At 73.3% G+C, this 24,075-nt stretch carries 24 protein-coding genes and 1 pseudogene; 13 read left to right on the forward strand and 12 right to left on the reverse strand.

Annotation, left to right across the window (positions count from 1 at the left end; all coding sequences use genetic code 11):
• Nucleotides 1–93, forward strand: a pseudogene (locus AB0O40_RS32500) (3-hydroxyacyl-CoA dehydrogenase family protein); the annotation flags it as partial.
• 20 nt (nt 94–113) lie between these two features.
• Here the strand turns inward: AB0O40_RS32500 and AB0O40_RS32505 are convergent.
• Nucleotides 114–902 (reverse strand): amidohydrolase family protein, encoded by a 789-nt coding sequence (locus AB0O40_RS32505; protein ID WP_365049094.1) that lies wholly within the window; start codon nt 900–902, stop codon nt 114–116.
• Nucleotides 903–1,000: 98 nt separating this feature from the next.
• Between AB0O40_RS32505 and AB0O40_RS32510 the strand changes: the two genes are divergently transcribed.
• Nucleotides 1,001–1,393 (forward strand): MerR family transcriptional regulator, encoded by a 393-nt coding sequence (locus tag AB0O40_RS32510; RefSeq protein ID WP_365049095.1) that lies wholly within the window; start codon nt 1,001–1,003, stop codon nt 1,391–1,393.
• 34 nt (nt 1,394–1,427) lie between these two features.
• Here AB0O40_RS32510 and AB0O40_RS32515 read toward each other — a convergent pair whose 3' ends face one another.
• The 4 genes from AB0O40_RS32515 to AB0O40_RS32530 all read right to left on the reverse strand — a co-directional run bounded on the left by AB0O40_RS32515 (nt 1,428) and on the right by AB0O40_RS32530 (nt 5,704).
• Nucleotides 1,428–2,681: a HAMP domain-containing sensor histidine kinase gene (locus AB0O40_RS32515; RefSeq protein ID WP_365049096.1), complete on the reverse strand. Its 1,254-nt coding sequence runs from the start codon at nt 2,679–2,681 to the stop codon at nt 1,428–1,430.
• 14 nt (nt 2,682–2,695) lie between these two features.
• Entirely contained in the window at nt 2,696–3,433 is a 738-nt protein-coding gene (cseB, locus tag AB0O40_RS32520) for a two-component system response regulator CseB (protein ID WP_365049097.1), read from the reverse strand.
• Nucleotides 3,434–3,521: 88 nt separating this feature from the next.
• Nucleotides 3,522–4,502: an endonuclease/exonuclease/phosphatase family protein gene (locus AB0O40_RS32525; RefSeq protein WP_365049098.1), complete on the reverse strand. Its 981-nt coding sequence runs from the start codon at nt 4,500–4,502 to the stop codon at nt 3,522–3,524.
• A gap of 107 nt (nt 4,503–4,609) precedes the next feature.
• Nucleotides 4,610–5,704 (reverse strand): substrate-binding domain-containing protein, encoded by a 1,095-nt coding sequence (locus AB0O40_RS32530; protein ID WP_365049099.1) that lies wholly within the window; start codon nt 5,702–5,704, stop codon nt 4,610–4,612.
• A gap of 381 nt (nt 5,705–6,085) precedes the next feature.
• Here AB0O40_RS32530 and AB0O40_RS32535 point away from each other — a divergent pair, with 381 nt between their 5' ends.
• Together AB0O40_RS32535 and AB0O40_RS32540 are read left to right on the forward strand one after the other, a co-directional pair.
• Entirely contained in the window at nt 6,086–6,541 is a 456-nt protein-coding gene (locus AB0O40_RS32535; RefSeq protein WP_365049100.1) for a TerB family tellurite resistance protein, read from the forward strand.
• Nucleotides 6,542–6,571: 30 nt separating this feature from the next.
• Nucleotides 6,572–6,835: a GlsB/YeaQ/YmgE family stress response membrane protein gene (locus tag AB0O40_RS32540; RefSeq protein WP_365049101.1), complete on the forward strand. Its 264-nt coding sequence runs from the start codon at nt 6,572–6,574 to the stop codon at nt 6,833–6,835.
• 59 nt (nt 6,836–6,894) lie between these two features.
• On the opposite strand, the gene AB0O40_RS32545 is transcribed toward AB0O40_RS32540, so the two are convergent.
• The 4 genes from AB0O40_RS32545 to AB0O40_RS32560 form a co-directional block, all read right to left on the reverse strand.
• Entirely contained in the window at nt 6,895–7,824 is a 930-nt protein-coding gene (locus AB0O40_RS32545; RefSeq protein ID WP_365049102.1) for a M56 family metallopeptidase, read from the reverse strand.
• A 6-nt stretch (nt 7,825–7,830) separates the two neighbouring features.
• Complete coding sequence (locus AB0O40_RS32550; protein WP_365049115.1) at nt 7,831–8,223, reverse strand: BlaI/MecI/CopY family transcriptional regulator; 393 nt, start codon at nt 8,221–8,223, stop codon at nt 7,831–7,833.
• Nucleotides 8,224–8,327: 104 nt separating this feature from the next.
• On the reverse strand, nt 8,328–8,933 hold the full coding sequence (locus AB0O40_RS32555; RefSeq protein ID WP_365049103.1) for a hypothetical protein: 606 nt from the start codon (nt 8,931–8,933) through the stop codon (nt 8,328–8,330).
• 192 nt (nt 8,934–9,125) lie between these two features.
• A complete protein-coding gene (locus tag AB0O40_RS32560) occupies nt 9,126–9,773 on the reverse strand; it encodes a TetR/AcrR family transcriptional regulator C-terminal domain-containing protein (RefSeq protein ID WP_365049116.1) in 648 nt (215 codons plus the stop codon).
• A gap of 156 nt (nt 9,774–9,929) precedes the next feature.
• Here AB0O40_RS32560 and AB0O40_RS32565 point away from each other — a divergent pair, with 156 nt between their 5' ends.
• Entirely contained in the window at nt 9,930–11,402 is a 1,473-nt protein-coding gene (locus tag AB0O40_RS32565) for an MFS transporter (RefSeq protein WP_365049104.1), read from the forward strand.
• On the opposite strand, the gene AB0O40_RS32570 is transcribed toward AB0O40_RS32565, so the two are convergent.
• Nucleotides 11,297–12,211 carry a helix-turn-helix transcriptional regulator gene (locus AB0O40_RS32570; RefSeq protein WP_365049105.1) on the reverse strand — a complete coding sequence of 305 codons (915 nt, stop codon included), beginning with the start codon at nt 12,209–12,211 and terminating at the stop codon, nt 11,297–11,299. The two genes, AB0O40_RS32565 and AB0O40_RS32570, sit on opposite strands and share 106 nt — an antisense overlap.
• A 101-nt stretch (nt 12,212–12,312) precedes the next feature.
• On the opposite strand from AB0O40_RS32570, the gene AB0O40_RS32575 reads away from it, so the two are divergent.
• From AB0O40_RS32575 to AB0O40_RS32585, 3 genes are all read left to right on the forward strand, one after another.
• Nucleotides 12,313–13,071, forward strand: a complete 759-nt coding sequence (locus tag AB0O40_RS32575) for an SDR family oxidoreductase (protein ID WP_365049106.1) — start codon at nt 12,313–12,315, stop codon at nt 13,069–13,071.
• Nucleotides 13,072–13,318: 247 nt separating this feature from the next.
• Complete coding sequence (locus AB0O40_RS32580) at nt 13,319–14,737, forward strand: MFS transporter (RefSeq protein WP_365049107.1); 1,419 nt, start codon at nt 13,319–13,321, stop codon at nt 14,735–14,737.
• Between the two features lie 219 nt (nt 14,738–14,956).
• Nucleotides 14,957–16,933, forward strand: a complete 1,977-nt coding sequence (locus tag AB0O40_RS32585) for a peptidoglycan recognition family protein (RefSeq protein WP_365049108.1) — start codon at nt 14,957–14,959, stop codon at nt 16,931–16,933.
• Here the strand turns inward: AB0O40_RS32585 and AB0O40_RS32590 are convergent.
• Complete coding sequence (locus AB0O40_RS32590; RefSeq protein ID WP_365049109.1) at nt 16,920–17,582, reverse strand: TetR/AcrR family transcriptional regulator; 663 nt, start codon at nt 17,580–17,582, stop codon at nt 16,920–16,922. The two genes, AB0O40_RS32585 and AB0O40_RS32590, sit on opposite strands and share 14 nt — an antisense overlap.
• Nucleotides 17,583–17,709: 127 nt before the next feature.
• On the opposite strand from AB0O40_RS32590, the gene AB0O40_RS32595 reads away from it, so the two are divergent.
• The 3 genes from AB0O40_RS32595 (at nt 17,710) to AB0O40_RS32605 (ending at nt 20,330) form a co-directional block, all read left to right on the forward strand.
• Nucleotides 17,710–18,831, forward strand: coding sequence for a medium chain dehydrogenase/reductase family protein (locus tag AB0O40_RS32595; protein ID WP_365049110.1), 1,122 nt, complete (start codon nt 17,710–17,712; stop codon nt 18,829–18,831).
• 91 nt (nt 18,832–18,922) lie between these two features.
• On the forward strand, nt 18,923–19,417 hold the full coding sequence (locus AB0O40_RS32600; RefSeq protein ID WP_365049111.1) for a nuclear transport factor 2 family protein: 495 nt from the start codon (nt 18,923–18,925) through the stop codon (nt 19,415–19,417).
• A 67-nt stretch (nt 19,418–19,484) separates the two neighbouring features.
• Nucleotides 19,485–20,330, forward strand: a complete 846-nt coding sequence (locus AB0O40_RS32605; RefSeq protein WP_365049112.1) for an NAD(P)H-binding protein — start codon at nt 19,485–19,487, stop codon at nt 20,328–20,330.
• On the opposite strand, the gene AB0O40_RS32610 is transcribed toward AB0O40_RS32605, so the two are convergent.
• Nucleotides 20,327–21,286 (reverse strand): MBL fold metallo-hydrolase, encoded by a 960-nt coding sequence (locus tag AB0O40_RS32610; RefSeq protein ID WP_365049117.1) that lies wholly within the window; start codon nt 21,284–21,286, stop codon nt 20,327–20,329. The genes AB0O40_RS32605 and AB0O40_RS32610 overlap by 4 nt on opposite strands.
• Nucleotides 21,287–21,401: 115 nt before the next feature.
• On the opposite strand from AB0O40_RS32610, the gene AB0O40_RS32615 reads away from it, so the two are divergent.
• Both AB0O40_RS32615 and AB0O40_RS32620 read left to right on the forward strand, forming a co-directional pair.
• Nucleotides 21,402–22,328 carry an AraC family transcriptional regulator gene (locus AB0O40_RS32615; protein WP_365049113.1) on the forward strand — a complete coding sequence of 309 codons (927 nt, stop codon included), beginning with the start codon at nt 21,402–21,404 and terminating at the stop codon, nt 22,326–22,328.
• 283 nt (nt 22,329–22,611) lie between these two features.
• Entirely contained in the window at nt 22,612–24,033 is a 1,422-nt protein-coding gene (locus AB0O40_RS32620) for a hypothetical protein (protein ID WP_365049114.1), read from the forward strand.
• Nucleotides 24,034–24,075 lie beyond the last annotated feature (42 nt).

Raw genomic sequence — 24,075 nt, forward strand, 5'->3', positions numbered from 1 at the left:
GCCGTGCTCCGCGAGAGCGGCGGCTTCAAGATGGGCCCCTTCGAGCTGACCGACCTGATCGGCCAGGACGTCAACGAAGCGGTGACCGGCTCGTTCATGGGGGCCGGCGCCCCTCAGGCCAGGCCCAGGAGTTCGGCGAGGGTGCCGCCCAGGACTCGGGTGCGGGTCTCGCCCGGGGTGGTGACGCGTTCCACCAGGGTGCGGGCCAGGACCGGGTCGCCGTAGGGGGCGTCCGAGCCGAAGAGGGTACGGTCGGGGATCTCCTCGATGGCCAGCCGGACCGCGAAGACGACGGGGGCGGTGGAGAGGTCCAGGTACATGCTCGGGATCTCCCGGACCATGTCCACGGCCTGCATCCAGTTGAGGCCGCCGAGTTGGCTGACCACCAGCGGCACCGTCGGGTAGCGGCCGGCCAGGGCCGCGAGGGTCTTCAGGTCGTCCGCCGTGGTCGGTGCGGAGCCGTGCACGACGACCGGCAGGCCGCCGTGGTCGGCGGCCGCCCGGAGCACCGGCTCGATCGTCCCGGCCCCTCCCGGCGGCGGGGTCAGCTCCCCGATGCCGTGCAACCCCCGCCCGACGAGCTCGCGTTCCACGATCCGGCTGGTCTCCTCCGATGTCAGGTCGAGGGGCACGGCCAGGAAGCCGATGAACCGGTCCGGCTGCGCGGCGAGCGCGGCGTGCAGCTCCTGCCAGGCACCGCGGTACGCCTCGAGCGTGTTGGCACGCCCTCCGACGGCCGCGTCCAGGACCGCCATCTCCCTGCGCAGGCCGGCGAGGTCCGCGGCCCGTTCCGGGTGCGGACGGGTGGCGAACAGGACGGTGCGGTCGACGCCGGCCTCGTCGAGGAGGGCCAGGTGGGCTTCGACGGGGTCGTGGACGTGGCTGTGCGCATCGATGATCATCGTGGTTCTCCCTCGTGACGACCGGCCCGGAATGCGGCCGGCAACCGCACTGTTGCTCCTTGACACAGTGGGAAGGTCAAGTCGGGGGATCGGGGTCGGTGCTGATCGGGGAGTTGTCGCGGCGTACCGGGGTGAGCGAGCGGCTGCTGCGCTACTACGAGCGGACGGGGCTGATCGACTCGCGGCGCCGCGCCAACGGCTACCGCGAGTACGACGAGCGGACGGTGGAGGCGGTGCGCAGCGTCCGCGGCCTGCTGGCGGCCGGGCTGCCCACCCGCCTGATCCGGCAGGTCCTGCCGTGCGCCCTCGACGGGGCGGAGCTGCGCCCGTGTCCGGGCGTCCTGGCCACCCTCCGCGAGCAGTTGGACGTCCTGGACCGGCGGGCCGTGGAGCTGGAGTCGGCGCGGAGCCTGCTGCGCCGGACGATCGCCGCCACCGAGGCGCCGGCCGCGCCGCCGGCCGCGGCCGGGGTCCGCGTGCCCGCGCCCTGACGTCCGGGGCGGCGGCCCGTCCGGCGGTTGCGGTTCAGTCCCGGCCCGCCGGCAGGTCCAGGGTGGCGACCGCACCCCCGTCCGGGGCGTTGGCGAAGTGCAGCCGGGCGCCGAGGACCTGGGCCTGGCCGAGCGCGATGGTCAGCCCGAGCCCGTGGCCCCGGCCGCGTTCGGCGGCCCCGGTACGGAACCGCTGCGGGCCGTCGGCCAGCAGCTCGGCGGGGTAGCCCGGACCGTGGTCGCGTACGACGATCCTGGGGCCCGTGACGGTCACCGCCACGGGGGCCGCGCCGTGCCGGTGGGCGTTGGCGACGAGGTTGACCACGATCCGCTCCACCCGGCGGGGATCGGTCTCCACCTCCGCGGCCTCCCCCACCACCGCGACGTCGGCGGCCGTCCCGGAGCGCCGGACCACGTCGGCGACCAGTTCGCCCAGGGGCACCCGGTCGGTGCGGGGCCGCTCGGCCCCGGCGTCGAGCCGGGAGACCTCCAGCAGGTCCTCCACCAGCCCGCTCAGCGCCCGGGCCCGGTCGCGTACCAGGGCGGCGGCCTCGTCGTCCTCGGGAAGCAGGCCCGCCGCGGTGGTCAGGCCCATCAGCGGGGTCCGCAGCTCGTGCGCCACGTCCGCGGTGAAGCGCCGCTCGCCCTCCAGTTTCCGTTGCAGGGCCCCCGCCATCTCGTCCATGGCGGCGGACATCTCGGAGATCTCGTCCCGGGCCCGGCCGCGCCGGCCGATCCGGGCGTCGAGGTCCCCGTCGGCGATGGCCCGGGCGGTCCGGGCGCCCCGCCGCAGCCGGCGGTTCATCGGCTCGGTCGCCAGTGCGGCGAGCGGGACGACGACCAGCAGGGCGGCGAGCACGGCCTTCACGATGCTGCGGTCGAGCAGTTGCAGGGCCCGGACCTCGAAGCTCATGTCGGTCCGGGTGACGAGGACCCGTCCGTCCTGCTGCGGCATGGCGGCCCAGAGCCAGAAGGAGTTGGGCGGCCGCCGGTCGTACCAGGTCGCGAAGAGGGCGGCCGGATCCTTGTGGGCCAGGGCCCGGGCGAGCGGCGGGTCCAGCTCCTCCGGTCGCAGCACCTGGACTTCCAGCGGCGTCCGGCCACTGCCGTCGTACTCGTGCTGGGCGGCGGCCAGCACCGTCCCGACGCGGTCGATGCCGGTCCGGTCGCTGCGCTCGGCCATCGACCGGTGGACGAGTACGCCGACCACCGCCGCCACCGCGCAGCAGGCGGCGGCGGTCAGGGCGGCGATCTTCCAGCGCAGGGCGCGGGGGTTGGGGAATGCCATCGGGCCGCTCCGGCCTAACCGCGGACGAGTTTGTAGCCGAAGCCCCGGACCGTCTCGATCCGGTCGGCGCCGATCTTCTTGCGCAGCCGCAGGACGCACAGGTCCACGACCCGGGTGTCGCCCTCCCAGCCGTAGTCCCACACCTCGCGCAGCAGCCGGCGGCGGTCGAGCACGGCGCCGGGGGACGCGGCGAACTCCAGCAGCAGGCGCAGCTCGGTGGGGGTGAGCTGGACGGGCTGCCCGGCGCGCCGCACCTCCAGGCCGAGGGTGTCGATGCTCAGGTCCCCGAAGACCAGCGTGCCGTCGGGGGTCCCGGCCGACGCCGCGGGTGCCGCGCCGTCCGGGGCCGGGGCCGGATCCGGCCGGAAGGTAGCGCGGCGCAGCAGCGTGCGGATCCGGGCGACGAGCACCCCGGTGTCCACGGGTTTGACGACGTAGTCGTCGGCACCCGCCTCGAGTCCGGCGACCACGTCGAGGGCGTCACCGCGGGCGGACATGATCAGGACCGGGACGGGGCTCTCCTCACGCACCCGGCGGGTCAGCCCGATGCCGTCGAGCTCGGGCAGCATCACGTCCACGATCAGCAGGTCGTGCCCGCCGGCCCGGAAGGCCTCCAGGCCCGCGAGCCCGTCCTCGGCGGGCGTGACCCGATAGCCGTACCGCTCCAGCGAGAGCTGGACGGCACGGCGGATGGTGGCGTCGTCCTCGACGAGCAGGACACTGACCGTTTCCGGGACCGGGATTGCCGACATGCCGCCTTCTCACTGATTACGCATGGGTTGGGGGTCTACCGTACTCAACGGTTATCCAGGACATTCACCGCACAGCGGACTGCGATCCTCACAGGCGCAGGGAGGCGCCGACGGGCCGGTGGTCGCTGCCGGTCTCCGGCAGGGTCCAGGCCGAGACCGGGGTGAGCCCCTTCGTCAGGATCTGGTCGATGCGGACCACCGGGAAGGCGGCGGGCCAGGTGAAGCCGAAGCCGGCGCCGGCCTCGCGCTGCGCCGAGCGCAGCTGCGAGGTGACCGGCCGCAGCGCCGCGTCCTCGGTCGACCCGTTGAAGTCACCCGCCACCAGCACTCGCGGCAGCGGTTCGCTGCGCAGGGCGGCGGCGAGCTTGCGGGCCGAGTCGTTGCGGCGCCCGGTGGTGAATCCGGCGGCCGGGGTGACGCGGACCGAGGCCAGGTGCACGGCGTAGACGGCGACGGGCCCCTTGGGGGTCCGGACCGCGGCCCGGACCGCCCTCGTCCACGGCATGATCTCCACCGGCGCCACCTCGCCGAGCGGGTACCTGCTCCACAGTCCGACGCCGAGGTGTACGGAGTGGTACGGGTACCGGGCCGCCAGCTCCCGCTCGTACACGGGCCGGGCCGCGGCGGACAGCTCCTGCAGCGCCAGCAGGTCCGCCCCCGAGGCGGCGAGCGCCCGGGCGGTCCGGGCCGGATCGGGGTTGCCCTCGTCGACGTTGTGGCTGACGACGGTGAGCTCCCCGCCGCCGCTGCCCTTGTCGGCGAGCACCCCGCCGAACAGGCAGCCCCAGACGACCGCGGGCAGCAGGGCGGCGGCCGCCGCGACCCGGCAGCGGCGCACCAGTGCGACCGCCAGCAGCGCGGGCACGGCGAGCCCGGCCCACGGCAGGAACGTCTGGACGAGGCTGCCGAGGTTGCCGGGTCCGTCGGGAAGGTACGCGTGCAGCGCCATCAGCAGCGCACAGCCCACCGCGACGGCCGTGGCCGCACGGCCACGGTGCCGCCGGGGAGGGGTGGGGGCGGGGGCCGGGCAGGTCGTGCCGGGCGGATCGGAAACCTCGAGAACACTCACCCGCACAGACTCCGCCGCCCGCGCTTCCACCCGGTCAGCCTGCTGCTTCCGGTCCCCGGCGGTCGTGCTTCAGCCAGGTAACGGCGCCGCTCCCGGGCGGGACCGGCCTACTCCAGGCCGATCTCGGCGCACGCGGCCTTCAGCTTGGGCGTGCAGATCTCGTCGACCGTGTAGACGCCGTCGTAGACCACGGTGGTCTTGACGTTGTTCCGGGTCACGGCGATCCCCGTCACGAGGAAGGAGGGCACGTGCTTGGAGGTCGGGCTGTCCACGACCTGGTTGATGATGCCGCTGATCCGCTCGCCCCTGGCGAGGGCCACGGCCATCTCCGCGGCGGCTGCGGCCTCGGGACCGTAGGGCTTGTAGACGGTCATGTACTGCGTGCCGGCCACGATCCGCTGCACGCCGGCGAGTTCGGCGTCCTGGCCGGTGACCGGGGGCAGCGGGGAGACGCCGGCGTCCTTCAGCGCGGTGATGATGCCGCCCGCCATGCCGTCGTTGGCCGAGTAGACGCCGGCGATCTCGCTCTTGCCGAGGCGGGAGATCGCGGCGGTCATGTTGGCGGCGGCGTTCTCCGGCTTCCAGTCGACCGTGTCGTACTCCTTGCCGACGTGCACCTTGCCGTCGAGGACGGCGTGCGCGCCCTGCTTGAACTGCCGGGCGTTGGGGTCGGTGTCCGAGCCGTTCATCATCACGATGCGCCCGGTGCCGGCCTTGGGGCCCAGTGCGTCGAGCAGCGCCTTGCCCTGGACCTTGCCGACGTCCTCGTTGTCGAAGGAGGCGTACGCGTCGATCGGGCCCTCGGCCAGCCGGTCGTAGGCGACGACCGGGATGCCGGCGGCCTTGGCCTTCTTGACCGAGGGGGCGATCGCCTTGGCGTCCACCGCGTCGATGATCAGGACGTCGACCTTCTTGGCGATCATCGCGTCGACCTGCGCGCTCTGGACGGAGGCGTCCTGCCGGGCGTTGGCGTAGAGCACTGCGCCCTTGCCCAGGGTGAAGCCGCGGACCTCCTTCTCGATGAGGGGCCGGTCGAACTTCTCGTAGCGGGCCGTGCCGGTTTCCGGGAGCAGCAGGCCGACCTTGATCGCGTCGCTCCCGCCGGGTCTTCCGTCTTCCTCGTCCGCGCCGCAGGCGGCGAGCGAAACGGTGATCGCGCAGGCGGCGGCAGCCGCGGCGGCCCGTCCCAGATGTGTCTTCACTTAGTAAATCTCCCTGACGAGGCCGGGTGCGTCCGGCCGAGGTAGGCGAGTCAACTCGCCACCGGCACCACCGTCAAGGAGTGAATTCCTAACGAGATGGCAACGTTGCCAGCCGCTTCACCTCCTGGCAAATCGCCACTTCTCGGCGGATTACCTCTTGCCGCGAGAGGCCGTTTCTTTTCAACTTCTGAAAGATCGTCGCGTGATTCCGAACGGCGTTCCAATGCCGTCGGCTTGACGGCCCGTCATGCGGCGTACCGGACCCGTCCCCTCCGGCTCATCCGCGCGTTCACCTCGGACACCCTGATAGTTTCTACAGTGCTGTAGAGACATAGACGGGGTGGTCACGGACGACCGCCCGCCCGAGGAAACGGAGACGGCATGGCACTGTGGGACCGCATCAGGGAGTCCGCGTCGACGATGCAGACCCAGCTCGTCGCGAAGAAGAACGACCTCAAGTCCGGGGCCTTCCGGGACGCCTCGATGGCGATGTGCGCGCTGGTGGCCGCGGCCGACGGCAGCATCGACCCCGCCGAGCGGCAGCGGGTGGCGCAGCTGATCGCCACCAACGAGGTCCTGCAGAACTTCGACGCCGACGACCTGCGGCGCCGCTTCGACGAGAACCTGTCCAAGCTGACCACCGACTTCGCCTTCGGCAAGGTCTCGGTCCTGCAGGAGATCGCCAAGGCCAAGAAGAAGCCCGCCGAGGCCCGCGCCGTGGTCCAGATCGGCATCGTCATCGGCGGCGCCGACGGCGACTTCGACAAGACCGAGCAGGCCGTGGTCCGCGAGGCGTGCTACACCCTCGACCTGCCGCCGCACGAGTTCGACCTCTAGGAACGGCTCCCACGGGGAAGGAGAGAGGGCATGGAGATATCGGGGATCATCAGCGCGATCGTGATCGGTCTCGTCATCGGCACCCTCGGCCGGCTGGCGCTGCCGGGGCGTCAGCGCATCGGTCTGCTGCGGACCGTCATCGTGGGCATCGTCGCGGCCTTCGTCGGCAGCGCGATCGCGGGCCTGCTCGGCGTGGCCGACACCAAGGGCGTCGACTGGATCGAGTGGATCATCCAGATCGCCCTGGCCGCGGTCGGCGTGTCCATGCTCGCGGGCGCCAAGCGCCGTTCCTGACCGCTCCGGTGGGCCACGACGGCCGGGGCCCGGCGCCGACAGCGGCGCCGGGCCCCGGCCTACATCGGGGTCGCGGCGTGCAGGATGAAGAAGAGCGTGACGGCCGAGTTGGCCGAGGAGAGGGCCGCGACCGCGCTGCCCGCCGCCGCTCCCCAGAGCGCCAGGCCGACCGCCGTGAACACCGGCGGCCACGAGCCGTGGGCGGGCGCGGGAGCGAGGAGCGCGGCCACCCGCCGCGGGACCGGTCCGGCGGCCGCGAACTGCGCCAGCGCCGCCGCAGGCGTCCCGCGCGAGACCAGGGCCGCCCTCCCGATCGCCAGCGCGACCGCCCGCCGGCTCCCCACGGCGCTCGCCGCCACCTCGTCGGCCCAGCGTTCGGTGGCGTAGCCGACCGCCGTGGCCAGTGGGCGCAGGAACGGATTGGCCCGCGCGGCGAGCCGGACGGCCAGCAGGAAGCGGTGGTGGCGCTCCGCCAGGTGGGCCCGCTCGTGCGCGAACAGCGCCCGTCGCTGCCCCGTGGTCAGTGCGGCGAGCATTCCCGTGGAGACCACGACCCGGCCCCGCCGGCCCGGCAGGGCGTAGGCGTACGGCTGGTCGTCGGGGAGCACCGCCACCCGGCGGCCGGGGCGCCGGGCCAGGGCCCGCTCGGCGCGCCGCCGTACCCGCCGGTGCCGCCAGGCCGTACCCGCGCAGGCCGTGACCACCGCCGCCAGCGCGGGGATGGCGGCCCGGCCGGCGATCTCGTCGAGGGGCACCGCGGCCCGCACCTCGGGGTCGGACCAGGCGTCGGGCAGCGGGTTGCCCGGCAGCTGGGCGGTGCCCACCACCATCAGCAGCGCCAGGCACAGCGTGCTGCACACCGCGAAGACGGCGGCGACCACGCTCAGCAGCCAGGTCGCCGTCCTGGGGTGCAGCCGGTGCTCGGCGAGCCGGGCGATGGGCCAGGCGGTGAAGGGAAGGACCAGCGGAAGGAAGACGAAGACCCCCATGACGGCTCAGCCTTCCCCGATCCCGTCGGCCGGGGCCAGCAGCTGACGCAGCAACTCCTCGTCGCCCGGCGGCAGTCCGGTCACGAACCGGGCCAGTACCGTCTCGCGGTCGGTCTCGGCGTCCAGGACCCGGCGCATCCGCAGCGCGGCCAGTCCCGCCTCGTCGGCCACCGGGGTCCATTCGAAGGACCGGCCCACCCGCCGCCGCGTCACCGCGCCCTTGGCGTGCAGCCGGGTCAGGATCGTCACCACGGTCGTGTGCGCCAGGGCGCCCGGGACGCGTTCCCGCACCCAGCCGGCCGTCACCGGGCCGTCGGCCGCGCGCAGCACGCCGAGGACCAGGGCCTCCAGCGCGCCCTGCCCCCGCCGCCGAGGCGACCGGCCCGCCTCTTCCGACACCTGCTCCACCCGCCACCTCCCGTCCGTCGGCCTCGCCCCTGCGAGCGGTCCATCGTATGCTGGACGTGCGGCGGCGGCCGCGCAGGCGGTGGCCGCGGGGCGGGTCAGGCGCGCAGGCCGGAGCGGTGCAGGGCGATGCGGGACAGGTTCTCGACGGTCTCCGGGTCGCCGCGCCGCCAGGCGTCGACCAGTCCTCCCGGCGGTACGGGGATCGTCGCCAGGTCCTTGACCTTGCCCGTCAGCGCCCGCAGGGCCAGCAGGTCGGCGCCGCCCGGGGCGTCGAGGAGGTACCGGATGCGGGCGGTGCGCCGGATCCAGCGCAGGCGCGGGGGCAGCCAGAGGCTCAGTACGACCACCAGGGCGATGACGATCAGGGCGAAGGCGGTCAGGTCGGCCACCCGGGCCACCAGGTCCTGCATCGACCGGCCGGCGTCCGAGAGGCCGTCGCTGGCCTCGGCGGCCGAGCGCAGCGGCTTCTTCAGGGCGCCGCCGACCAGGGGGACGTGCGAGGCCGCGTCCCCCGCGTCGCCGAGGCCGGAGGACAGGCTGCCGCCGGCGTCCTCCATCTTCCGGCCCGGTTCGGTCAGCAGCATGATCGCTTCGTGGACGGTGAGGGCGAACCACACGGCGGCGGTCAGCAGCGCCGCCGCCGTCAGGTCGGCCAGCACCTGCCGGCAACGACGTGCTCGGGTCTGGGCGTAGAGGCGCATCGGCGTGCTCCTGTTCCAGCGGCGTCAACGGGCGGGGCCGGTGGGCCCCGCGGCGGAGCAACCGGCCGGGGCCGCTGACGTTCCGTCATGGTCCGTCGCGGCCCGGCGCGTTCGCCGCCGCCAGTCTTCGTCTCCCCCGACCGGGGCCGGTCAAGCGCGCCGGTCGCGGTCACCGCGAACGGGGCGGACCGCTCAGGCCCCGGCCTGCAGGCGCAGGCCCGCAAGAGTCAGGTCCAGCGCGGAGCGGAACTGGTCGACGTCGTCATGGCCGTCGAACTCCTCGACGATCTCGTGGACGAAGGGGAACTCCGCCGGGTCCAGCTCGCGCCAGGTCTGCGCGAAGTGGCCGAGGAACTGGTCGCGGTCCGCCCCCTCCTTGAGGGCGTCCTCGGGCAGCTGGCGGCCGAGGTCGATGGCGGAGCCCACCACGACCCCGATGACCGCGGAGAGGGCGTGGAAGCGCTCCCGGGCGTTCAGCTCCAGCCGCAGCGTCTGGCGACCCAACCGCTCGTACAGGGCCAGGGAGTTGACCTGTACGCGGGTGTCACGCATGAAGTAGGCACCGAGCCAGGGCCGGGCCGCCATCGCCTCGAAGAGCGTCACCGCCATCACCCGGAGGTCTTCGAGGGGGTCGTCGCCGACGGGCAGCTTCTCGATGTCGGCCAGCACCGCGCCGATGACGTGGTCGGCGGCGCGGTCGAGCAGCTCGTCCTTGCTCTCGACGTACCAGTAGATGCTGGCCACGCCGCCGCCCAGACGCTGCGCGAGGGCGCGGAAGGTCAGCGCGGAGGCCCCGGCCTCGTCGAGCAGCCCCACCGCCTCGGTGAGCACCGCCTCCATCGAGTGCGAGGCCCGGCGGCGCCCCTCGCCCGAGCGGTTCTGCTGGCGTGCCATGGCTCGCTCCCCTTTGCCCCTTGCATCGTATCGAACGTCGTTCTATCGTACCGTATCGTACGGTGTTCGATACTCGAACCGCGTTCGATCGGAGGACCCCTCATGACTACCGCCACCCCCCTTCACAGCCCCTCGCGGGCCTACCCCTCGCTGCGTGCGGCCTGGATCCCGCTGGCCGCCCTCTGCCTGGCCTTCTTCGTCGAGATGGTCGACAACACCCTGCTGTCCATCGCCCTGCCCACCATCGGCCGCGACCTCGGCAGCGGAACCACCTCGCTCCAGTGGGTCACCGGCGCGTACTCGCTGACCTTCGGCGGCCTGCTGCTCACCGCCGGATCACTGGCCGACCGGCTCGGCCGCCGCCGCGTGCTGCTGGTCGGACTGGCCGCCTTCGGCGCGCTGAGCCTGTGCGCCGTCCTCATCACCACCGCGGGCGAGCTGATCGCCCTGCGCGCGCTCCTCGGCATCGCCGCGGCGGCGATGGCCCCGATCACCAACTCGCTGGTCTTCCGGCTCTTCGACGACAAGGCCCTGCGGATGCGGGCCATGACGGTGATGATCGTCGTCGGCATGTCCGGATTCGTCCTCGGGCCGCTGCTCGGCGGCACCGCACTGGCCCACGTGGGCTGGGAGTGGCTGCTGATCGTCAACGCCCCCATCGCGGCGCTCGCCATCCTCGGCGTCCGCTTCGGCGTCCCCGCCGACCGGCCGGAGGACCTGACCGACGACCGGCTCGACCTGCCCGGTGCCGCCCTGAGCGTCGCCGCCATCGGACTCGGCTGCTACGCGCTGACCAGCGGCGTCGACCACGGCTGGCTCTCCGCGATCACCCTCGCCTCCGCCGCCGGAGCCGTCGCGGCCGCGCTCGCCTTCGTCCGGCACGAGCGTCGCAGCGCGGCCCCCATGCTGGACCTGAAGCTCTTCTCCAACGGCACCGTCCGCGGCGCCACCATCGCGCAGACCGGCACGTCCATAGCCATGGCCAGCGTGATGTTCGGCCTGATCCTGCACTTCCAGTACGCCTACGGCTGGAGCCCGGTGCGGGCCGGCCTGGCGAACCTGCCGATCATCGTGACGATGCTCGTCGCGACCCCGTTGTCCGAGTGGCTGGCCCGCCGCTTCGGCCACCGCGTCGCCTGCCTGGTCGGCGCGGCCTGCCTGGCCGGCGCCCTCGCCGGCCTCGCCTGGGGCGTGGACCACGGGTACGCCGCCATCGCCGTGTGCATGGTCCTGATGACCGTGGGCCTGCGCACCGTGATGACCATCTGCGCGGTCGCGCTCGTCGAGGCGATGCCGGCCAACCGCACCTCCATCGGCACGGCCCTCAACGACACGGCCCAGGAGGTCGGCTCCAGCCTCGGCACCGCGGTCGTCGGCACGCTGATCGCCGCGCTGGTCACCACCCAGCTGCCGGCCGGCACCTGGAGCAACGGCCTGGTGGCCTCCTTCTTCCACGGCGAACGGATCACCTACGGCGTGCTGGCCGTGGTCGTCGGACTGATCGCGGCCGGCGGCGCACTGAGCCTGACCGACTCCCACACGACCGAGGAGGCCCCGGCCGAGGAGGCGTCCTGAGCCCGGAGGCCACCGAGCAGGGCGAGGCTCCGGTCACTGAGGCTGCCCGGCTCCGCGTGGTAGACGACGAGCTGCTGGCCCGGCGCGCCGCACACGTCGAAGGACTCGTACGCGAGCACCAGCGGACCGACCTCGGGGTGGACGAACTCCTTGAGGTCACGGGTCTTGCCGGCGACCGTGTGCGCGGCCCAGAGCCCGGCGAACTCCTCGCTCGCACCGCGGAGTTCGGCCACAACCGCGCGCAGGCGCGGGTAGTGCGGATCGAGGCCGGCGGACCGGCGCAGGGCCGCGACCACCGCCCCGGCCGTGCGCTCCCAGTGCACGTGGAAGGTGCGGGCCGTGGGATCGAGGAAGGCCATCCGGGCGAGGTTGTCCGCCGCCTCGAAGGGCGCGAACAGCGCCTCGGCCGAGGCGTTGGCGGCCAGCAGGTCCAGCGCCGGGTTCAGGACGAAGGCGGGGGTGTGCCGGTACCCGTCCAGCAGCCGGCGCAGCAGGGGCGCGACGCTCTCCTGCGGCCGGGGCCGGCCGCGCTCCGGACCGCCGCCGGCCAGCCGGTACAGATGGGACAGGGCGTCGGGGTCCAGGCGCAGGGCCGCCCCGATCGCGTCGAGCACCTGCGGCGAGGGGCCCCGCTCGCGGCCCTGTTCCAGCCGGGCGTAGTAGTCGGCGTTCATCCCGGCCAGGACCGCCACCTCCTCGCGGCGCAGTCCCGGCACCCGGCGGCGTCCGTAGGAGGCCAGGCCGACGTCGGCGGGTGTCAGCCGGGCGCGGCGGGCGCGGAGGAAGTCACCGAGGTCACTGCTGCTCATCTCCCCAGGCTAGAACGGGCCCGAGCGGCCAGCCCGGGTGCGTCGCACCCCGGCACGGGCCGTCCTGGTCCGCCCGCTCCGGCCGCCCCAGACTCCGGGGCATGACACCGACCACCCCTTCCCTCCCCACCCCACTCGTCAAGAGCGTGGCGGTCACCGGCGCCGGCAGCGGCATCGGCGAGGCCACCGCGCGCCGCCTGGCGGCGGACGGACACCGCGTCCTGCTCGGCGGGCGCCGGACCGACCGGCTCGAACGCATCACGAGCGAGATCACCGCGGCGGGCGGCCGGGCGGCCTTCCGCCGGCTGGACGTGACGGACGCCGCGGACACCCGGGCCTTCGTCGACGCCGCGCTCGAGCGGTACGGGCAGCTCGACGCGCTGGTCAACAACGCGGGCGTGATGCCGCTGTCCCCGCTGGACGCCCTGCGCACCGAGGAATGGGACCGGATGCTCGACGTCAACGTCCGGGGCGTACTGCACGGCATCGCCGCCGCGCTCCCCGTCATGCGGGCCCGGGGCCGCGGGCACATCGTGAACATCGCCTCCGTGGGGGCGTACGAGGTCTCGCCCACCGCGGCCGTCTACTGCGCGACCAAGTTCGCGGTGCGCGCCATCTCCGAAGGCCTGCGCCAGGAGTCCGACGGCAGGATCCGCGTCACGCTCGTCTCCCCCGGCGTCACCGAGTCCGAGCTGGCCGACGGCATCACCGACCCGGTCGCCCGGGAGGCGATGAGGTCCTACCGCGCGGTGGCACTGCCCGCCGCCGCGATCGCGGACGCCATCGCCTACGCCCTCTCCCAGCCCCCGGAGGTCGACGTGAACGAGATCGTCGTCCGTCCCGCCGCGACCACCGGCTGAGGCCGCCCCTCGACACTCGGTCACCGTGCGTGACGGACGGCGAGACGGGGCACGGGCGGGGCGGAGGGTACCGGGTCCGGGCGGGGGCGTCACGCCCGGTGTCCGGGATGTCCGGGTCAGGACCTAAGGCCCTGTTCAAGGCCGGGGCAGAAGTCACGTCATGCGGGACGTTTGGCGGTCGGCGAGCTGGTTACGAGAGGCTTTGGTGTATGAACCATCCTTTGTAGTCGTCACGAAAGGTAACGTCGTGGAACCCGCCGACATCACGGTGACCGACGAACGGGCGGTGAAGCGTGCCGTCAAGGCCACCGCCCTCGGAAACGCGATGGAGTGGTTCGACTTCGGGGTCTACAGCTACCTCGCCGTCACCATCGGAAAGGTGTTCTTCCCCTCCGGGAACGCCACCGCGCAGATCCTCGCCTCCTTGGCGGCCTTCGCCGCGGCCTTCCTGGTCCGCCCGCTCGGCGGGATGTTCTTCGGCCCGCTCGGCGACCGGGTGGGCCGCAAGAAGATCCTCGCCCTCACCATGATCATGATGGCGGCCGCGACGCTCTCCATCGGCCTGATCCCCGGCTACGCCACCATCGGCGTCTGGGCACCGGTCCTGCTGGTCCTCTGCCGCATGGTGCAGGGCTTCTCCACCGGCGGCGAGTACGGCGGCGCCGCGACGTTCATCGCCGAGTACGCCCCCGACCGCCGGCGCGGCTTCTGGGGCAGCTTCCTCGAATTCGGCACGCTCATCGGCTACATCGCCGCCGCCGGCCTGGTCACCGGCCTGACGCTGTTGCTCGGCGACGCCGCCATGCTCGACTGGGGCTGGCGCCTGCCGTTCCTGATCGCCGGTCCGCTGGGCCTGGTCGGCCTGTACCTGCGGCTCAAGCTGGACGAGTCGCCGGCCTTCCGCGAGCTCGAAGAGCGCGCGGCCGGCGAGCCGCTGGAGAAGCTGCCGCTGCGCAAGGTCCTGTTCGCCGACCCGCGCGCCCTCGCGCTGTGCGTGGCGCTGGTCGCGGCGTTCAACATCACCGACTACATGCTCCTCTCCTACATGCCGACCTACCTCTCCACCCTCGGCTTCGACGAGACCGGCGGCCTGATGGCGATCGTCGTCGTGATGCTCGTCCTGCTCGGCCTGGTCAACGCGGTGGGCCGGCTCTCGGACCGGGTGGGCCGGCGGCCGGTCCTCATCGGCGGCTCCGCGGCCTTCGTGGTCCTGGCCCTCCCCTGCTTCCTCCTGATCCGGCAGGGCAGCCCGCTCGCCGTCTTCACCGGCCTGCTCGTCCTCGGCCTGGCGCTGGTGACCTACCTCGGCGCGATGTCCTCCACACTGCCGGCGCTCTTCCCGACCCGGACCCGCTACGCCTCGCTCTCCTTCGGCTTCAACGTCTCGGTCTCGCTCTTCGGCGGCACCACCCCGCTGGTCGTCGCCGCCCTGATCGACGCCACCGGCCAGGACCTGATGCCCGCCTACTACACGATGCTGGCGGGAGCGGTCGGCCTGGTGGCGGCCGTGCTGATCTCGGAGAGCGCCGGCCGCCCGCTGCCCGGCTCCCCGCCCTCGGTCTCCACGCCGGCCGAGGCCGCCGAACTCGCCGCCCAGCTCTCCCGGCCGGCCGCCACCCGGGTCCCCCGGCAGCCGGCCCGCAGCACCGCCGCCGCCCGCACCTGAGCCGGCCCGGCCGCGGGACGCCCGCGCCGACGCCCCGCGTCACCCCTGCCCCGACGGAACGATCCGCCGGGGCAGGGGTGCGTCCGCCGACACGCCCACCGCGGAGTGAGCCGGGCGCCGGAGCCGTGGGCCATGCGGCCCACCGCCCGGGTCCGGGCCAGGGCGGGCGGGTACACGGTGGTGTTCCGGAAAGGGCGGCACTACCGAGGGAGTCGGTCCGTGGTGAGGGTGCGATCCGTACGTCGTCTGGTCGGTGTGCACGCCGCCCTGGCGGTGCTGTTGGCCGTCCCGGCCGGGCCCGCGCGGGCGGCCACGGCGGGAGCGTCGGAGTTCCAGCAGGCCGTGGCGGCCGCGGCCGCCGAGTTCCACGTACCGGAGGAGGTGCTGCTCGGCGTCAGCTACCAGGCGTCGTGGTGGGAGGACAACGGCGACCGGCCCAGCACGCTGGGCGGATACGGCCCGATGCACCTCACGGACACCACCGCCGGCCGGACCTCCGCCAACCGCCCCGGCGAGGGCCCCGTCGACGCGACCGGCTCCGCGGACCCCGCCGAGCACACGCTCAACACCGCCGCCCGCCTCATCCACGTCAGCCCCGACCGGCTCCGGTCGGACGAGCACCAGAACATCCGCGCCGGCGCCGCACTGCTGGCCTCCTACCAGCGGACCGTGACCCGCTCGGTCCCCGCCGACCCGGGCGGCTGGTACGCCGCGGTCGCCCGCTACAGCCAGGCCGGCGACCGGGAGTCCGCCGCCGCGTACGCCGACGCCGTCTACGCCTCGCTGCGCACCGGCCTGACCCGTACGCGCAAGGACGGCCAGCGCGTCGAGCTGCCGGCCCACCCCGACGTGGTCCCGGACACCGGTCAGTTGTCCGCCCTCGGACTCCGCCGGGGCGTCCCGCGCGCCGCCCGGGCCGAGTGCCCCACCACGCTGAACTGCCGCTTCGTGCCGGCGGCGGCCACCAACTACCAGGTCGGATCGCGGCCGCAGAACGACGTCGCGATCGACACCATCGTCATCCACGACATCGAGGGCAGCTACCAGGCGGGCGTGGAGACCTTCCAGGACCCCTCGAGCGGAGTGTCGGCCCACTACATCCTGAGCGCCGAGGGCGCCGAGGCGACGCAGATGGTGGCGACCAAGGACGTGGCCTTCCACGCCGGGAACTACTGGGTCAACATGCACTCCGTCGGCATCGAGCACACCGGCTACGCCGCGCAGGGCGCCGGCTGGTTCACCCCGGCCACCTACCGCGCCACCGCCGACCTGGTCCGCTACCTGGCGCAGCGGTTCGGCGTACCGCTGGACCGGCAGCACGTCATCGGGCACGAGAACGTCCTGACGGCCAGCGCCGCCACCGTCTCCGACTCCCACTGGGACCCGGGGCCCTTCTGGGACTGGCAGCACTTCATGGACCTGCTGACCCCGGGCGCCGGGCAGGACGCCGGCCGGACCCGCGCTCCGGTGCCGACCGGCGAGGCCGTGACCATCACCCCCGACTTCCGGCGCAACCTCCAGACCGTCCGGGTGTGCTCCGACTCCCGCGCCGTCCCCCGGACCCGGCGCACCACCGCCCCGTCGGCGGCGACCTGCAAGAAGCAGCGGCAGTCCGCGAACATGCTCTTCGTACGCACCGCGCCCCGCGCCGACGCACCCCTCTTCGGCGACCGCGCCCTGCACTCCGCGGGGTCGGCGGGCACCGACCGGATCGACGACTGGGGCAGCACGGTCGTCTCCGGCCAGCAGTTCGTCGTGGCCGGCCGCACGGGCGACTGGACGGCGATCTGGTACGCCGGTGCCAAGGGCTGGATCCACGACCCCGCGGGTCGCAACACCACGCGGGCCCCAGGCGCCCGCATCGTGCGTCCCCGCCCCGGACCCGCCGCCGTCCCGGTCTATGTGACGGCCTATCCCGAACCGCACGAGTACCCGGAGGGGCTGACGCCGTCCGCGCAGCGGCCGTTGGGGATCTACTCCGTCCCGCAGGGCCAGGCGTACGTCTCCAGCATCGCGCCCCGGCGGGCGGACGACTTCTTCCCGGCCACCCCCAGCCGGCCCGAGAGCGTGGTCACGGGCCGGGCGACCTACGACCTGATCCAGTACAGCCACCGCACCGCGCTGCTCGACCACGCGGACACGCTGGCGGGCACGGAGGCCGAAGGGGGCACGGCGCCGGACGTCAGGGGGTCGTGAGCGTGCCGGCCTCGGCGGTGTAGAGGAGGGCCGGGTCGAAGCCCATGCCGGTGAAGTGACCGGAGAGCTCGAGGGAGAGCAGGCCGTGCAGGCGGGTCCAGAAGGTGAGCGCGCGGTGCAGGACCGCCGGCCCCGCCGGGTGCGCGGCGGCCCAGGCCCGGTGCTCGTCCAGGTGCGCCTCCAGCCGGGCCTCCAGCGGTGACGGCGGTACGGCGGAGGGCTGCTGGGCGGCGCAGGCGTCCAGCAGCACGGACATGATCTCCGCGGTGATGCGGACGGTGTCCTCGGGGGCCTGGTAGCCGGGCACGGGGGTGCCGTAGACGAGGAGGTACCGCTGGGGGTCGGCCAGGGCCCAGGCGCGCAGGGCGTGGGCCAGGTCGCCGAGGTCGGTACCGGCCTCGGCACGCGCGTGGAAGGCGTCGGCCAGGCTGCGGTAGGCGTCCCTGATCAGTTCGCTGATCAGCTCGTCGCGGTTGGCGAAGTAGCGGTAGAGGGCCGGTCCGCTCATGCCGATCTGCTTGGCGATGGCGTTGAGGGACAGGGCGGAGGCCCCGGCCGTGGCGATCTGCTCCCAGGCGTGCTGCTTGACCTCCTCGCGGACCTGGGCGCGGTACCGCTCCCGGGGAGTCCGCGCGTCCGGCTCGCTCATGGCCTGTCTCCTGCTCTCTCGTCACTCGTTAGTTAGAAGCTATCACGAACGTGCTTGACTCTTGCACGGTCGAGGGGTTACAACTTCTAACGAACGAGAAACCTTCTACGAAACGAGTGGGGACACCATGAGCACCGACCGCGCCGACCAGGCCACGCAGACCGTCCAGTCCGGCCCGTCCCTCCAGTCCGGCCCGTCCGGCCCGTCCGGCCCGAGCACCCGGTCCGGTCAGGCCGTGCAGGTCGTCCTGCCGGGCGTGGTGGCTCCGGAGCAGCTGGAGATCCGCCGCACCGCCGTGCCGGAGCCCGCTCCGGGGCAGGTGGTGATCGCGATGGAGGCGACCGGCGTCTCCTTCGCCGAGCAGCAGATGCGCCGCGGCCGGTACTACGACCAGCCGCCGTTCCCCTTCGTCCCCGGGTACGACCTGGTGGGCCGCATCGTGTCGACCGGCGAGGGCGTCGACCCGGCGCTGGCCGGCCGGCGGGTGGCCGCGCTGGTCAAGGTCGGCGGCTGGGCCAGCCACGTCGTGGTCGACGCCCAGGACGCGGTCGACGTACCGGACGGCCTGAGCCCGGAGGAGGCCGAGACCGTCGTGGTCAACGGCATCACCGCCTGGCAGATGCTGCACCGCACGGCCCGGGTCCGCGCCGGGCAGAGCATCCTGGTGCACGGCGCGAGCGGCGGAGTGGGCTCCGTCCTGGTCCAGCTCGCCCGCGCGGCCGGCGTGCGGGTGATCGGCACGGCCTCCGCCCGGCACCACGACGCGTTGCGGGAGCTGGGCGTGATCCCGGTCGACTACCGCGGCGGCGACGTGCCGGCCCGGGTCCGGCAGCTGGCCCCCGGCGGGGTGGACGCCGTCTTCGACCACGTCGGCGGCCGGAGCGTGGTCGACTCCTGGCAGCTGCTCGCCCCCGGCGGCACCCTCGTCTCCTACGGCAGCGCCTCCACCCGCGACGACACCGGCTCCAAGCAGCTGCCCGTACTCAAGATCCTGGCCCGCACCTGGCTGTGGAACTCCCTGCCCAACGGCCGCCGCGCGCACTTCTACAACATCTGGGCCGGCCGCGCCCTCAGCAAGGACCGCTTCCGGGGGCGGCTGCGGACGGACCTCACCGAGGTCTTCGCCGCCCTCCAGCGCGGCGAGATCACCCCGCGGATAGCCGCGCGGCTGCCGCTCGCCCGGGCCGCCGAGGCGCTCAGCCTGGCGGAGTCCGGCACCGTCACCGGCAAGGTCGTGCTGACCCCTTGAGGTACTGCGGCCCTGAGTCGTTGCGGCCGCGCGCCGCTGCGGCCCTGACCTGCGCCGACCCCGAAGACCACACCCGATGGAGGACCCACCCATGAAGCACCGCCCCGCGACCGCCCTCGCCCTGGCGGCGGCCGCCACCCTCGCCCTGGGCACCACCGCCTTCGCCGCGGCGCCCGCCGACCGGCACCTCCCCAGGGTCGCCACCGTCTGGGCGGCCGCCTGGAACGGCGCGGCACCGGCCGCGCTCGGGTCCCTCTTCACCCCCGGCGGCACCTACACCGACCAGGCCATCGGCGTCACGTTCAAAGGGCGCCAGGAGATAGCCGGTTGGAAGGCCCGCACCGATAGCCTGATCGACGACGTCCACGTCACCGTGCGCGCCGCCCACCGCGCGGGCCGGCACATCACCGTCGAGGCCGTCTACGCCGGGCACATCAAGGGCGCGCCCAGGCCCTTCGCCGTGCCCCTGGCCACCCTGCTCGAGGTCGAGGGCCCCCGGATCGTCTCCGACCAGGACTTCTACAGCCTCACCGCCGTCCTCGCCCAGTCCGGCCTGCCGGCCGACTGGACCCCGCCCGCCCCGTGACCGTCGAAGGGCGGCGACGGACGAAGGGCAGCGGAATACTCCGGACGCGGCGGGGGCTGACCCGATCATGAACGACATCCTTGTGACCGGCGCGACCGGTAACGTCGGCCGGCAGGTCGTCGACCAACTCCTCGACTCCGGCGCCGCGGTGCGGGCCCTGGTCCGTGAGCCCGCCTCGGCCGCGCTGCCGGCCGGCGCCACGGTGGTGGGCGGGGACCTGTCCGAGCCGGACGGGCTGGTGGAGGCCCTGCCCGGGATCGGATCGGCCTTCCTGATCTGGCCCTTCCTCACGACCGAGGGCGCGCCGGCCGTGCTGGCGGCGCTGGCGCGGCACGCCCGCCGGATCGTCTACCTCTCGTCCTCGGGCGTCGACGACCACGCCGCCCGGCAGACCGACCCCATCAACCAGCTCCATGCCGACATGGAGCGCCTGGTCAAGGCCTCCGGTGTGGAGTGGAGCGTCCTGCGGTCCGACACCATCGCCTCCAACACCCGGGGCTGGGCCGCGCAGATCCGCACCACACAGGCCGTTCGCGGTCCCGGCATAGCCGCCACGGCCGTGATCCACGAACGCGACGTCGCGGCCGTCGCCGCCCGGGTGCTGACCGAGCCCGGCCACGCGGCGGCGACGTACGTCCTGACCGGTCCGGAAGTGCTGAGCCGAGCCGAGCAGGTGCAGCTGATCGGCGAGGCGATCGGGCGCCCGCTGCGGTTCGAGGAGCTGCCGCTCCAGGTCGCCCGGGAGCAGATGCTCGCCGACGGCCGCCCGCCCGCACTCGTCGAGGCCCTGCTGGACAGTGCCGTGGCACGGCCCGCATCGGATGCGGTCACCGCCACGGTGCAGGAGATCACCGGCGCGCCCGCCCGCACCTTCCGCTCCTGGGCGCGGGAACACGCGGATGAGTTCCTTTAGGCCAGGTCCGCGAAGGGCCAGCGGCCGAGGGTGAAGTCGGGGCCTTCGCGGCGGACCTCCACCGCACCCGCGCCACCGAAGTGGGCGGGGACGACCAGTTCCCGTTCGGCGGCGGCCCGTTCGAGGATCCGGCGGCGGCTGGCGACGGCCTGGCCGGCGTCCATGCAGAAGCAGCTGTTGCAGTCGGGCCGGAGGATCTGCACCGGGCTGTGCAGCAGGTCCCCGACGAAGACGGCCCGGTCGCCACCGGAGGCGAGCCGCAGCACGGACGAGCCGGGCGTGTGGCCGGGGGCGGATTCGAGCAGCAGGTTCTCGTCGATGCGGTGGGCCCCCTCCCACAGCACGGCCTGCCCGGCCTGGTGGACGGGGGCGATGCTGTCCTCGTAGATCAGCCGGTCGTCCTCCCGCAGACCCCTGCCGTAGGCGTTGCGGGGGCCGAAGTGGAAGTCGTCGGCCTCCGGGATCAGGTACGTGGCGTTGGGGAAGGTCGGTACCCAACGCCCGTCGGAGTCCACGGTGTTCCAGCCGACGTGATCACCGTGGATGTGGGTGTTCACGACCACGTCCACGTCCTCCGGGCGGATCCCGGCTTGGGCCAGCGGCCCGAGGAAGTCGCCCTGCCAGTGGTGGAACCGCGGCGAACCGGGCCGCTCCCGGCCGTTGCCCACTCCGGTGTCGACCAGGACGGTCCGCCCGCCGCTGCGGAGCACCCAGGTCTGCAGGGCGACCACCGCGGCGTCGCTCTCCGGCTGCCAGTGGTCCGGAGCCAGCCAGTCCGCGTTGTCCTGCCAGGTCTCGGGGGCGGAGTCCGGCACGATGCCGCGGGCGGGTATGAAGGCGCCCTGCCACTCCACGACCCGGATGACCTCGACATCGCCCAGGGTGATGCTCCGGGACCGCTCGCTCTTCGCGCTCTCGTCCGTCACGCTCTCGGCCGCCGTGCTCTCGTCCGACATGCTCTCGTTCTTCATGATCACGACTCTACGGAGCACGGACGATCATCGCGATGCCCGTGCTGCTCTGCCGAATACGCAGACGTCTCACCGCCGATGCCACCGATACGCTCGCCCGATGGACGTAGTGAGCGATGCCATCGCGGCGGTCCGGATCGGACGCCCCTCCTCCGACCGGGTCGCGCTGGACGGGAGTTGGTCGACGCGCATCGCCGCGTACGACGGCGCGGGATTCCACGTCCTGCTGAAGGGCGGCTGCTGGCTGCTGGCCGACGGCGGCGAGCCCGTCTCCCTCAGCGCGGGTGACGCGGTGCTGCTGCCGCACGGCACCGGGCACGTGCTCGCCGACTCGCCCCTCGACGAGGCGGCCGTGGCACGGGCGGCGCCCTTCGAGCGACTGCTCGACGCGCGGACCCCGGACACCGGCCGGACCGCTCCCGGCGCGGTGGAGATGCTGTGCGGCAAGTACCGGCTCGACCGGAGCCGGGTGCACCCGCTGATGGCTGAGCTGCCGGAGGTCGTCCACCTCCCCCACCGCATCGGCGGCCACGCCGAACTCCGCTCCGCCATCGACCTGCTGGGCCGGGAGCTGGACGCGCGCCGGCCCGGCTCGTGCATCGCCGTCCCCAGCCTGCTCGATCTGCTCCTCGTCTACATGATCCGGTCCTGGATGTCCGAGGGCTCGACCGGGACCTGGCCGGCCGTCCTGGGCGACCCGGTGGCGGCCACCGCCCTCCGGGCACTGCACTCGGACCCGGCCGCGCCCTGGACCAACGACCGGCTGGCCGCCGAGGCGGGCGTCTCCCGCCCCACCCTGGCCCGGCGCTTCACCGCCCTGGTCGGCCGCCCGCCGATGGCGTACCTCACCTGGTGGCGGCTGACCTTCGCCGCCACGCTGCTCCGCGACACCACCGACTCCCTGGCCGCCATCGCCCGCCAGGTCGGCTACGGCACCCCCTACGCCTTCTCGCACGCCTTCAGCAGGGAGTTCGGTACCACCCCGGGGCGCTACCGGACGGAATCAACACTTCCGCAGGCGGAGTGAGGATTCCGGCGACAAGCGTCGGACGTAAGGGACCCTAACGACGCAAGTGAGCCTGCGACAAGCACAATTGACGGCCGATCAACTCACATTGAAACAGCAGGTCATACGGGCTAGGGTCCAGGGCGAAAGATCAACACGGGGGCAGAACAGCTGACGTCACGGGCGGGCCGTCCATACGCCTGCCCGGTGCGCGCTGTGTCGTTTTCCGGTCGGGAATTGCGGCCGCCACAAGGGCGGCCCGGCCTCCGTGGACCACGACGTCCGTCATTTTCCGGGGGAATTGATGCGCAAGAGTGCGCGCCGACGTATTGCTCGAATAGCGGCTGGGGCCCTGGGAGCCGGAGTGCTCTTCCTGGGCGCTCCCGCCCAGGCCGCCGGGACGGGGGCGTCCCCGGCACCGGGCGCCCCGTCCTCGGCACCGGCCGCGGCGATGAAGTTCCAGCAGCAGACCGGCCACGTGCCGGACGACCTCAACGGCCGGCAGGCCGAGCGCGCCATGGCGGGCACCCTGGCCGCCGCCGCGGCCACCATCACCCGCGCCGAGGTCATCGCCCGCGCCCAGTACTGGGTGGACCGCAAGGTCCCCTACAGCCAGTCCGACTACTACGCCGACCCGCAGGGGCGGAACTACCGGCAGGACTGCTCCGGGTACGTCTCGATGGTCTGGCGGCTGAACTCGTCGCTGACGACGTGGACCCTGCCGGACGTCTCGCAGAAGCTCGCGAGCTACGACGACCTCAAGCCCGGCGACATGCTCGACAACATCGACAGCCACGTCGTGCTCTTCTACCGGTGGAAGGACAGCCAGCACACCGTCGCGGAGGTCTACGAGGAGGCCCGTCCGGGCACCGTCGCCCACCTCGAGAGCAACTACTACACCCGCGCCCGGTTGCAGTCCGGCGGGTTCCAGCCCTACAAGGCGAACAACGTGGTCGACGGCGGCACCCTCTCGCCCGTGCTGCGCGGCTGGAAGAACAAGGCGACCGGGCTGGTCCTCGACAGCAATTCCGCGGGCGAGGCGCGCACGAACCCCGGAAATGCCGGCGACTACCAGAAGTGGGGCACGTTCCGCAGCGGCGGGACGGCATTCCGCTTCCAGGACAAGGCCACCGGCCTCTTCCTCGACAGCAATGCGGCGGGTTCGGTCTACACCAACTCGGGCAACCCCGGCGACTACCAGAAGTGGGACGCGGTGGGCGACCGTCTGGAGACCAACTTCAAGAACCGGGCCACCGGACTGTGCCTGGACAGCAATGCGCAGGGTTCCACCTACGCGCTGGGGTGCAACGGCGGGGACTACCAGAAGTGGGTCCCTATCTACCTCACCCCGCTGGTCCAGCAGTACCAGAACAAGGCCAACGGCCTCATGCTGGACAGCAACGCGGCTGGCGTGCTCGTGACCAACCCCTCGAACGACGGTGACTACCAGCGCTGGGTCACCTACGGGCTGGGCGGGGACACGAACCGGCTGCAGGACCTCGCCACCGGCCTGTTCCTGGACGGCGCCGCCGACGGCCGGACCTACACCCTCGCGGACAACACCGGCGACTACCAGAAGTGGACGCCCGTCCCGGACGGCCAGAACACCGCCTTCCGCAGCCAGGCCACCGCCCTGTGCCTCGACGCCACCCCCACCGGCGACACCTTCGCCACCACCTGCACCCCCACCGACTCCCAGAAGTGGACCCCGGTCAACCCCTACTGACCCCACTACCCCGCGACCGGACCGGCGCCCGCCTGCGAAGGG

The sequence above is a fragment of the Streptomyces sp. NPDC089919 genome (genome assembly GCF_040684615.1).
Classification (GTDB): domain Bacteria; phylum Actinomycetota; class Actinomycetes; order Streptomycetales; family Streptomycetaceae; genus Streptomyces.

Coding starts and splice junctions, on each gene's coding strand:
- AB0O40_RS32535 (WP_365049100.1), top strand. CDS start 6,086: ATGGCACTGTGGGACCGCATCAGGGAGTCCGCGTCGACGATGCAGACC.
- AB0O40_RS32590 (WP_365049109.1), bottom strand. CDS start 17,582: ATGAGCGAGCCGGACGCGCGGACTCCCCGGGAGCGGTACCGCGCCCAG.
- AB0O40_RS32505 (WP_365049094.1), bottom strand. CDS start 902: ATGATCATCGATGCGCACAGCCACGTCCACGACCCCGTCGAAGCCCAC.
- AB0O40_RS32605 (WP_365049112.1), top strand. CDS start 19,485: ATGAACGACATCCTTGTGACCGGCGCGACCGGTAACGTCGGCCGGCAG.
- AB0O40_RS32595 (WP_365049110.1), top strand. CDS start 17,710: ATGAGCACCGACCGCGCCGACCAGGCCACGCAGACCGTCCAGTCCGGC.
- AB0O40_RS32610 (WP_365049117.1), bottom strand. CDS start 21,286: ATGTCGGACGAGAGCACGGCGGCCGAGAGCGTGACGGACGAGAGCGCG.
- AB0O40_RS32600 (WP_365049111.1), top strand. CDS start 18,923: ATGAAGCACCGCCCCGCGACCGCCCTCGCCCTGGCGGCGGCCGCCACC.
- AB0O40_RS32570 (WP_365049105.1), bottom strand. CDS start 12,211: ATGAGCAGCAGTGACCTCGGTGACTTCCTCCGCGCCCGCCGCGCCCGG.
- AB0O40_RS32515 (WP_365049096.1), bottom strand. CDS start 2,681: ATGGCATTCCCCAACCCCCGCGCCCTGCGCTGGAAGATCGCCGCCCTG.
- AB0O40_RS32565 (WP_365049104.1), top strand. CDS start 9,930: ATGACTACCGCCACCCCCCTTCACAGCCCCTCGCGGGCCTACCCCTCG.
- AB0O40_RS32615 (WP_365049113.1), top strand. CDS start 21,402: ATGGACGTAGTGAGCGATGCCATCGCGGCGGTCCGGATCGGACGCCCC.
- AB0O40_RS32540 (WP_365049101.1), top strand. CDS start 6,572: ATGGAGATATCGGGGATCATCAGCGCGATCGTGATCGGTCTCGTCATC.
- AB0O40_RS32575 (WP_365049106.1), top strand. CDS start 12,313: ATGACACCGACCACCCCTTCCCTCCCCACCCCACTCGTCAAGAGCGTG.
- AB0O40_RS32555 (WP_365049103.1), bottom strand. CDS start 8,933: ATGCGCCTCTACGCCCAGACCCGAGCACGTCGTTGCCGGCAGGTGCTG.
- AB0O40_RS32560 (WP_365049116.1), bottom strand. CDS start 9,773: ATGGAGGCGGTGCTCACCGAGGCGGTGGGGCTGCTCGACGAGGCCGGG.
- cseB (WP_365049097.1), bottom strand. CDS start 3,433: ATGTCGGCAATCCCGGTCCCGGAAACGGTCAGTGTCCTGCTCGTCGAG.
- AB0O40_RS32620 (WP_365049114.1), top strand. CDS start 22,612: ATGCGCAAGAGTGCGCGCCGACGTATTGCTCGAATAGCGGCTGGGGCC.
- AB0O40_RS32545 (WP_365049102.1), bottom strand. CDS start 7,824: ATGGGGGTCTTCGTCTTCCTTCCGCTGGTCCTTCCCTTCACCGCCTGG.